The following is a 6,848-nucleotide window of genomic DNA, read 5'->3' as shown; positions in this document are numbered from 1 at the left end:
ATGATGCGACCGTGCTTTGCGGAGAAAAAAGCTGCATAAGACTCAGAACATGCTGACAGCGGGGCGAACAAAGGCTGCTGTCTGCGTTACAGGCGACATTCACGGCTGCGGCGGCTCGCTTGCGGCCTTGCTGCCTTTGATTGAGGAGCAGGCGGAGTCATTTGTCTTTCTCGGCGATTACATTGACCGAGGCCCGGACTCAAAAGGCGTGATTGATCAGCTGCTCGACTTCCGCCGCCGAAAGCCTCGCACAATCTTCCTGATGGGCAACCACGAGCGGATATTGCTCGACGTTCTTGAAGGACGGCATGACAGCACTTTCTTTTTACATGCAGGCGGCGAAGCGACGCTTGCCAGCTATGGCCTTCCGTCTGACGCAGACCCGGCTGCGCTGCGGACGATGCTGCCGCCGGAGCATCTGACCTTTCTCAGCAACCTGCTCATGCTGTGGGAAAATGAGCAGTGCATCTGCGTTCATGCCGGTTTGGAGCCGGGTTTGCATCTCAGCCGCCAAAGCCCAGGCTGCTGCCTCTGGGTGCGGGACGAATTCATCCGCAGTCGGCACGATTTCGGCAAAACCGTGGTCTTTGGCCACACGGTTTTTGTCAAACCGCTGCTGCTGCGGGACAAAATCGGCATCGACACAGGCGCGGTCTACGGCGGCAGGCTGACTGCGCTGCTTTTGCCGCAGCGCGAGTTCATTTCCGTGCCTGGCCAGCGTTGTTCAAACCGGCCAGAATTCTCTGGCGATCAAAATGGCCTGCTCCAAGGCAGGGCATTTGACCTTCGTTTTAGCCTGAGCCAACTCTTCCGCTTTTTCCGCTGAAAGATTGACCGGCCAGCCCGCAATCGGCTCACCTGACAATTCAGCCAGCACAGCCAACGCGCCAAGACGGATGGCGTTCAGATTATAACCGCCTTCCAAGGTCACCAGCAGCCTGCCTTTGCAGACTTCCGCCGCGATTTCCACCATCTTCCGGGTCATCCACGCAATGCCTTCTGGACTCACCTGCATGTCTCCGAGCGGATCGCCTTTGCAAATGTCAAAACCGCAGGAGATCAGGATTAGCTCCGGCTGATATGCCCGCGCCACAGGCACAACCAGCTCGTTGAAGACACGGGCGTATTCCAAATCGCCTTGACCGCCGGGCAGCGGCACATTGATTGTATGCCCTTCGCCTTTGTCCGTGCCGTTCTCCATCGCGGCACCGGTGCCGGGGTAGTAAGGATACTTGTGCACCGAGAGATACAGCACTTCCTGCATGTCATGAAAGCTTTCCTGCGTGCCGTTGCCGTGATGCAGGTCCCAGTCCACAATCATGATCCGCTGCAAAGCCAGATTCCGCATCGCCCAGCGCGCAGCCACGGCCACATTGTTGTAAAGACAGAAGCCCATCGAGCTTTCCTGCTCGGCATGATGACCAGGAGGGCGGACAAGACAGAAGGCGTTGTCCATTTCGCCCTGAAAGATGCGTCGGATGCCGTCAATCAATGCGCCGGCAGCCAGACAGGCGGCTTCATGCGAGCGGGCCGAGGCATGTGTGTCTGGATCAAGGGCGTGTGTCTCTTTTCCTTGCGTGGCTGCGACCCGCCGCACCAGTTCCGCCGAGTGATTGAGCCGCAGCGTGTCCAAATCTGCGGGCAGGAACTGCGGACGAAGAAAGCGGCGGCCAAGACCGTCCTTGTCCAAGGCCTCATAAATCACCCGCAGCCGCTCCGGCGACTCAGGATGACCATAACCCGGCTGATGCTGCAAAAAAAGTTCATCTCTGTATATTGCTGTCCTGCGCATCACGAATCCTCCGGCAGTCATAACACTGCTCTTCTGTCACAATCAGGTCCATCAGCTGGTCATGAGCCTCCAAGGGCACGTGCTCCGCCAGCTGCATTGCGTACGCCAGAGCGACGCGCAGAGCCTGCGGCGCGTCTTGGCTGAGAAAACGGTCATAGAAGCCGCCGCCGTAGCCAAGCCTGCCGCCGAACTGGTCAAAAACTGATCCGGGGATCAAAGCAAGGTCAATTGCTGCCGGATCAGCTGCCGTCTGCTCCTGCGTCGGCTCCAAAATGCCGAAACAACCCGGCGAAAGCTGCGCAGCCGGGTCAGTGATCCGCACCGCAGACAGCCTTTGCTCCTTGCGCAGGGTCAGCGGCACAGAAACGGTCTTTCCAGCAGCAAGAAAACGCTCGATCAGCGGCAGAGTCTCCACCTCGCTGCGGAAATGAACATAGATAAAAAGATGCCGGGCCTCGCGGACTGCCGGATGCTCAGTCAGCAGGGCGGCAATGCGGCTGCTTTTCTCGCTCCGGCTGATCGGATCAAGCTGATCACGCGCGGCGAGCGCGGCCCGGCGGAGCAGACAGCTGGTTATGGTGTTTGTCATTGGCGTTGCAGGCAAAAAAAATCGCAGCGGCCCAGTCCTCCGGGCGTTGCGATTCTTTGCAGAGGCAATATAAAGCAGGCGGAATCAGTACGAATGCGTGCCCAGAACCACCTGCACGCCGAATTTCTTCTCCAGATTCACCTTCAGGTCGTCATAAACAATCGGACAGCCTGCGGTCTCCATCGCCGCCTTGACGCAGGTGCCAAGATGCACCACTTCCATCGGCCTGCCGATGTTTGCAGTGGTTTCCTTCAGCAATTTGACACGCGGCACAGTCAAACCAGGGCAGCCGCCGCAGTCAGTCATCGCCACCAGCTCAATCTCCTCGTCTTTATAGCGGGCGAACTCGCCGTTTTTCTCAGCCATGCCTTTGTAGCACTTGGCGCAGGCGACGCAGGAATGATCTTTGATCTTTTTGCAGTACAGAATTGCGATTTTGGCCATTTGTTGCTCCTTTGCAGCCTGAAGGCTGCCGCCCTGTTCAGGGATGAAAGATGGAAGATGGAAAAATATCAAAACAGAGGGAAAAATGATCCTCTGGCGCATGCGGCTGCGGTTTTGAAGCGAGAATGCAATCCTGCGGCAATGCCGAACAGCAACCAAAACAACCCTGCCAAAGCCAGCCGCAGGGCGATGGTGACGCGCGCCGCGTCCTCAGCTCCTCTTTTCTCTACCCTGACACAGGAAGAAAGTCAACAAGATGCTGCGATCGGAAACAAAAAGGCCGACTCCACGAGGAATCGGCCTAAGAAAAGCAGCGCGGCCCTTTGATTGAACGCTGACCTCTACTTGTCCTCAAAAGCGCCTTCTTTCGTTTCAGCTTCCATGTCTTCAGCCACTTCGTAATAAGTGTGGCCAAAGACAGAAGCTGCGGCTCTGTAGGTGTAAACGATTTTCGCCTTGCGTGAATCTATTTGTGTGAACTTAAACTCCGGAGCAAGCTGGCGAAGCTCCAGCTCCTTTCTCAGACGGCCTGTCACGACCTCCTCATTCTGATATTTTTTCATGCTGTTGGCCTGCTCCTGAAGAAGATAGCCCACCTGTTTTTTTTCCAGCATGATCGCGCCGATCTGCCACGAGGGCACTCCGACGACGATGAGAATAAGAATGATGACAATATTGCGGACCATGTCTGCATCCTCCTGCAGTCAGAACTGCCTGAAAGAAATTTTGCTGCCTTTTTTCTATTATAATCTGGCCTGCTGGCCGTTGTCGAATGAAATCCCGCGCCGCCGCAGCAATCAACGGGTGCGGAAAGGGATCAGAAGGCGATGCCGCAGCTGCCGCGCCCGCCGGAGCATGAGGGCAAGCGTGTTTTGGCGCAGCAAGCGGCGCGGACGCGCTGGCCGCAGCCTTGCCCTTTCCCCTGCAAGCGACTTAAGCATTGAACTGGGCGCAGAAAAGGGATAGACTCTGAAAGGAGCCGCCGCAGGCGGTCGGTTTGAAGACAACGCAAGAACGCAATTGGCTATGCACCATCATTTTTCATCCATGCTGGCAGTTCTGCTGGTCGTCATCGCCGGAGTCACGGTGCTGATCATGCTGTATGACATGAACAGCAAAGCGGATGAGGACAAGGACGGCAAAAGCGGCTGGCTCGCGGCGCATCGCTTTTTGGGCTATCTTTTTCTGAGCCTTTTCGTTGTCATGCTGGTCTACATGGTGTTCAGCGCAGGCGGTCTTCAAGCCGACATACCCCTGAGCGGGCCGTCCATGCCTGCGATTGTGGTCGCTTTGCTGCTGGTCCCGCTGATTATGATCAAAGTGGCCATCGCCCGGCGCAGGTCGCAGATCAGCACCAAGCTCGTCCTGCTGGGAACAGCGATTTTCGGCCTTTCTTTTGGACTGACAGCGATCACGGCCAAATATTACGCCCTCAACGGCAACGGTTTTAAATACGCCTTTTCCAATGACGGGGAAAGGGAGCTTGTCAGCGTGGAGCCTGGACAGATCATCATGACCAGAAAATGCAGCAAGTGCCACAGTCTGGAGCGGGTCTACACCAGCACGGCCTCTGACTGGCTGCCTACTGTCCGCAAAATGGCGGAACTGGATTATCCCAACATCACCAGCACGGATGTCAAGCAGATTGTTGGCTATCTCAATCAGCAGCAGGAACGGCGGCAGATAAACAGCGAGGCGGAACGGGGCCGGAAGCTGATTTCCAGCAAATGCGGTGTCTGTCACAGCTTAGACAAAGTCTTCGGAGCTGACATGAACGAGCAGCACTGGAGCGAAACTGTCAGCAAGATGGTAAAAATCGTCGGCGATCCTGCGTATCTGTCTGAGCAGGAGAAACAAAGCATTGTCAAGTTTCTCAGCAGCCGTCAACGCTGGAAGGAACCGAGGAATGGGCAGACAAATGGGCCGCCGCCTGCCGAACCGCAGATTGACGAGATCAGAAAGCTGGTCGCCAAAAAATGCAGCGCAGGATGCCATGCTTTGGACCGGGTGCTGGGAATCACAGATAAAACAGAGGAGGCGTGGACCGAGACGGTCAACAGCATGATTGAAATCACCGGCGATCCTGAGTACCTGTCCAAGGAGGAGAAAGCGCGGATCATTGAGTTCCTCAGCCGTCCGCAGCAGCAGGAAAAGCCAAATAAAAACGAAGATGCCGTCCGGCCCAAGTCATCCAGTGCCGATCATCCGCTTGTCTCCCGCAAATGCGGACTCTGTCATGATTTGGAACGGGTGCATCAGGCTGAGAAAACCAAAGAAGAGTGGAAAGAGACCGTCAGCAGCATGGCGGAAAACACCGGCGACCCCAATTATCTTACCGAGCAGGAAAAGCAGGACATCATCACCATCATCAGCAGCTGGGAAGTGCTGAAATAGCCTGCGCCTCCTCCCGCCCAGAAGACATCATCAGAACACATTCAATCCGTTTCCTTCATGCTTGCCTATCCTGACATCGACCCGGTGATTTTTGCTGTCGGCCCCTTTGCGGTGCGATGGTACGGACTGATGTATGTTCTTGGCTTCACTGCTTCGTATCTTTTGGTCAGACAGCAGGCCCGGCGGCTCGGCTGGCAGCAGATGCTTGACCAGTTGGACAACCTTAATCTGGCCCTGATCGCCGGAGTGATCCTCGGCGGACGGCTGGGCTACGTGTTTTTTTACAATTCAGCCTATTACCTTGAGCATCCGGCGGAAATGATCGCCACGTGGCAGGGCGGCATGTCCTTTCACGGTGGGGTGATCGGCGTGCTGCTGGCCGGGCTGCTCTTCTGCCGCCGCGCCGGACTGAATTTCTGGCAGGGCGCGGATTTGTATGCGGTCACAGCCCCAATCGGCCTTGGCTTAGGCAGGATCGGCAATTTCTTCAACGGCGAGCTGTATGGCCGCGTCACAGATGCGCCGTGGGGCATGATTTTCCCCGGCGGCGGCGAGCTGCCCCGGCATCCTTCCCAGCTTTACGAGGCCCTTTTGGAAGGCTTGGTTCTCTTCTGCATCCTCTGGCCGCTGCGGGGCAAGCCGTGGCAACAAAATCAGCTTGGCGGACTGTGGCCGCATGGCTCGCTGCTGGTCTTGTTCCTGATCTGCTACGGCGTGTTCCGCTGGCTGATCGAATTCTTCCGCGAGCCGGATCCGCAGCTCGGCCTGCTGCTCTTCGGCATGAGCATGGGCCAGCTGCTCTGCGCGGCGATGATCGGCGCAGGGCTGATCCTGCACGCCGTCCTGCGGAAACAACAACACAAACCTGCCGCACAGTGAACATCATGCCCAAAAACATACCGCTCAACGAGCGGATCATTTTCGCCCTTGACGTGCCGAGCCATGAGGAGGCCATGCGCCTGATCGAGAGGCTGGACGGTGAAATCCGTTTCTTTAAAGTCGGCCTGCAACTCTTCATGGCGGGCTGGTTCAAGACCATTGACGCACTGGTTGAGCGCGGCTGCAAGGTGATGGTCGACTTGAAATTCTTCGACATCCCGGAAACGGTCAAGCTGACTGTCGGGCAGCTCTGCAACCGGGGCGTGACCTTCGCCACCGTGCACGGCAACGACCCGATTCTGCGGGCGGCAGCAGCGGCCAAGGGCGATCTGAAAATTCTCGCGGTCACGGTGCTGACCAGCTTCTGCGAGGAGGACATGCGGGAGATGGGCATGAGCGGCAGCATCGCCGATTTGGTGCTGCTGCGTTCGCGCAAGGCATTGGAGCTGGGCTGTGACGGCGTGGTGGCCTCTGCGCTGGAGGCCGGGCCGCTGCGCAGCGAGCTGGATGAGAATTTCCTTATCGTCACGCCGGGCATCCGTCCTGGCGCGAACGTTGACGACGGCAGCGACGATCAGAAGCGCATCGCCACGGCCAAGGATGCCATCCTCAGCGGCGCGGATTATGTGGTCATCGGCAGGCCGATCCGAGACAGCAAAGACCCGATCGCCCTGATCCGCAGCCTACAGCAGGAAATTGCCGCAGGGCTGGCGGCAAGAATAAGTTAGAGCCTGTTATGAACTCATCTCA

The 6,848-nt window shown here is 57.1% G+C and carries 9 protein-coding genes; 5 read left to right on the top strand and 4 right to left on the bottom strand.

The window, feature by feature from the left end; genetic code table 11:
• Window positions 1-49 precede the first annotated feature (49 nt).
• Window positions 50-826 (top strand): metallophosphoesterase, encoded by a 777-nt coding sequence (locus ACNKID_RS09430; protein ID WP_417913177.1) that lies wholly within the window; start codon window positions 50-52, stop codon window positions 824-826.
• On the opposite strand, the gene ACNKID_RS09425 is transcribed toward ACNKID_RS09430, so the two are convergent.
• The 3 genes from ACNKID_RS09425 to ACNKID_RS09415 all read right to left on the bottom strand — a co-directional run bounded on the left by ACNKID_RS09425 (window position 725) and on the right by ACNKID_RS09415 (window position 2,825).
• On the bottom strand, window positions 725-1,756 hold the full coding sequence (locus tag ACNKID_RS09425) for a histone deacetylase (RefSeq protein ID WP_417913176.1): 1,032 nt from the start codon (window positions 1,754-1,756) through the stop codon (window positions 725-727). The genes ACNKID_RS09430 and ACNKID_RS09425 overlap by 102 nt on opposite strands.
• Window positions 1,757-1,763: 7 nt before the next feature.
• Complete coding sequence (locus tag ACNKID_RS09420) at window positions 1,764-2,381, bottom strand: 5-formyltetrahydrofolate cyclo-ligase (RefSeq protein WP_417913175.1); 618 nt, start codon at window positions 2,379-2,381, stop codon at window positions 1,764-1,766.
• Window positions 2,382-2,465: 84 nt separating this feature from the next.
• Complete coding sequence (locus ACNKID_RS09415; protein ID WP_417913174.1) at window positions 2,466-2,825, bottom strand: CGGC domain-containing protein; 360 nt, start codon at window positions 2,823-2,825, stop codon at window positions 2,466-2,468.
• A gap of 57 nt (window positions 2,826-2,882) precedes the next feature.
• Here ACNKID_RS09415 and ACNKID_RS09410 point away from each other — a divergent pair, with 57 nt between their 5' ends.
• A complete protein-coding gene (locus tag ACNKID_RS09410; protein WP_417913173.1) occupies window positions 2,883-3,152 on the top strand; it encodes a hypothetical protein in 270 nt (89 codons plus the stop codon).
• Window positions 3,153-3,166: 14 nt separating this feature from the next.
• Here ACNKID_RS09410 and ACNKID_RS09405 read toward each other — a convergent pair whose 3' ends face one another.
• Window positions 3,167-3,511, bottom strand: a complete 345-nt coding sequence (locus tag ACNKID_RS09405) for a hypothetical protein (protein ID WP_417913172.1) — start codon at window positions 3,509-3,511, stop codon at window positions 3,167-3,169.
• Between the two features lie 340 nt (window positions 3,512-3,851).
• Between ACNKID_RS09405 and ACNKID_RS09400 the strand changes: the two genes are divergently transcribed.
• Genes ACNKID_RS09400 through pyrF form a run of 3 tightly spaced genes read left to right on the top strand, consistent with a single transcriptional unit; the run spans window position 3,852 to window position 6,826 of the window.
• Window positions 3,852-5,219: a hypothetical protein gene (locus ACNKID_RS09400; RefSeq protein WP_417913171.1), complete on the top strand. Its 1,368-nt coding sequence runs from the start codon at window positions 3,852-3,854 to the stop codon at window positions 5,217-5,219.
• A gap of 57 nt (window positions 5,220-5,276) precedes the next feature.
• Window positions 5,277-6,098: a prolipoprotein diacylglyceryl transferase gene (gene lgt, locus ACNKID_RS09395; protein ID WP_417913170.1), complete on the top strand. Its 822-nt coding sequence runs from the start codon at window positions 5,277-5,279 to the stop codon at window positions 6,096-6,098.
• Window positions 6,099-6,103: 5 nt separating this feature from the next.
• Window positions 6,104-6,826, top strand: coding sequence for an orotidine-5'-phosphate decarboxylase (pyrF, locus tag ACNKID_RS09390; RefSeq protein WP_417913169.1), 723 nt, complete (start codon window positions 6,104-6,106; stop codon window positions 6,824-6,826).
• Window positions 6,827-6,848: the final 22 nt, after the last annotated feature.

The organism is Candidatus Electronema sp. TJ, from assembly GCF_048287355.1.
GTDB lineage: Bacteria > Desulfobacterota > Desulfobulbia > Desulfobulbales > Desulfobulbaceae > Electronema.
This window is presented reverse-complemented; position numbering and strand designations above follow the sequence as displayed.

Bases quoted from the DNA above. Each gene is read 5' to 3' on its own strand.
- ACNKID_RS09430 (WP_417913177.1), top strand. From the start codon at position 50: ATGCTGACAGCGGGGCGAACAAAGGCTGCTGTCTGCGTTACAGGCGAC.
- ACNKID_RS09405 (WP_417913172.1), bottom strand. From the start codon at position 3,511: ATGGTCCGCAATATTGTCATCATTCTTATTCTCATCGTCGTCGGAGTG.
- pyrF (WP_417913169.1), top strand. From the start codon at position 6,104: ATGCCCAAAAACATACCGCTCAACGAGCGGATCATTTTCGCCCTTGAC.
- ACNKID_RS09400 (WP_417913171.1), top strand. From the start codon at position 3,852: ATGCACCATCATTTTTCATCCATGCTGGCAGTTCTGCTGGTCGTCATC.
- ACNKID_RS09415 (WP_417913174.1), bottom strand. From the start codon at position 2,825: ATGGCCAAAATCGCAATTCTGTACTGCAAAAAGATCAAAGATCATTCC.
- ACNKID_RS09420 (WP_417913175.1), bottom strand. From the start codon at position 2,381: ATGACAAACACCATAACCAGCTGTCTGCTCCGCCGGGCCGCGCTCGCC.
- lgt (WP_417913170.1), top strand. From the start codon at position 5,277: ATGCTTGCCTATCCTGACATCGACCCGGTGATTTTTGCTGTCGGCCCC.
- ACNKID_RS09410 (WP_417913173.1), top strand. From the start codon at position 2,883: ATGGAAAAATATCAAAACAGAGGGAAAAATGATCCTCTGGCGCATGCG.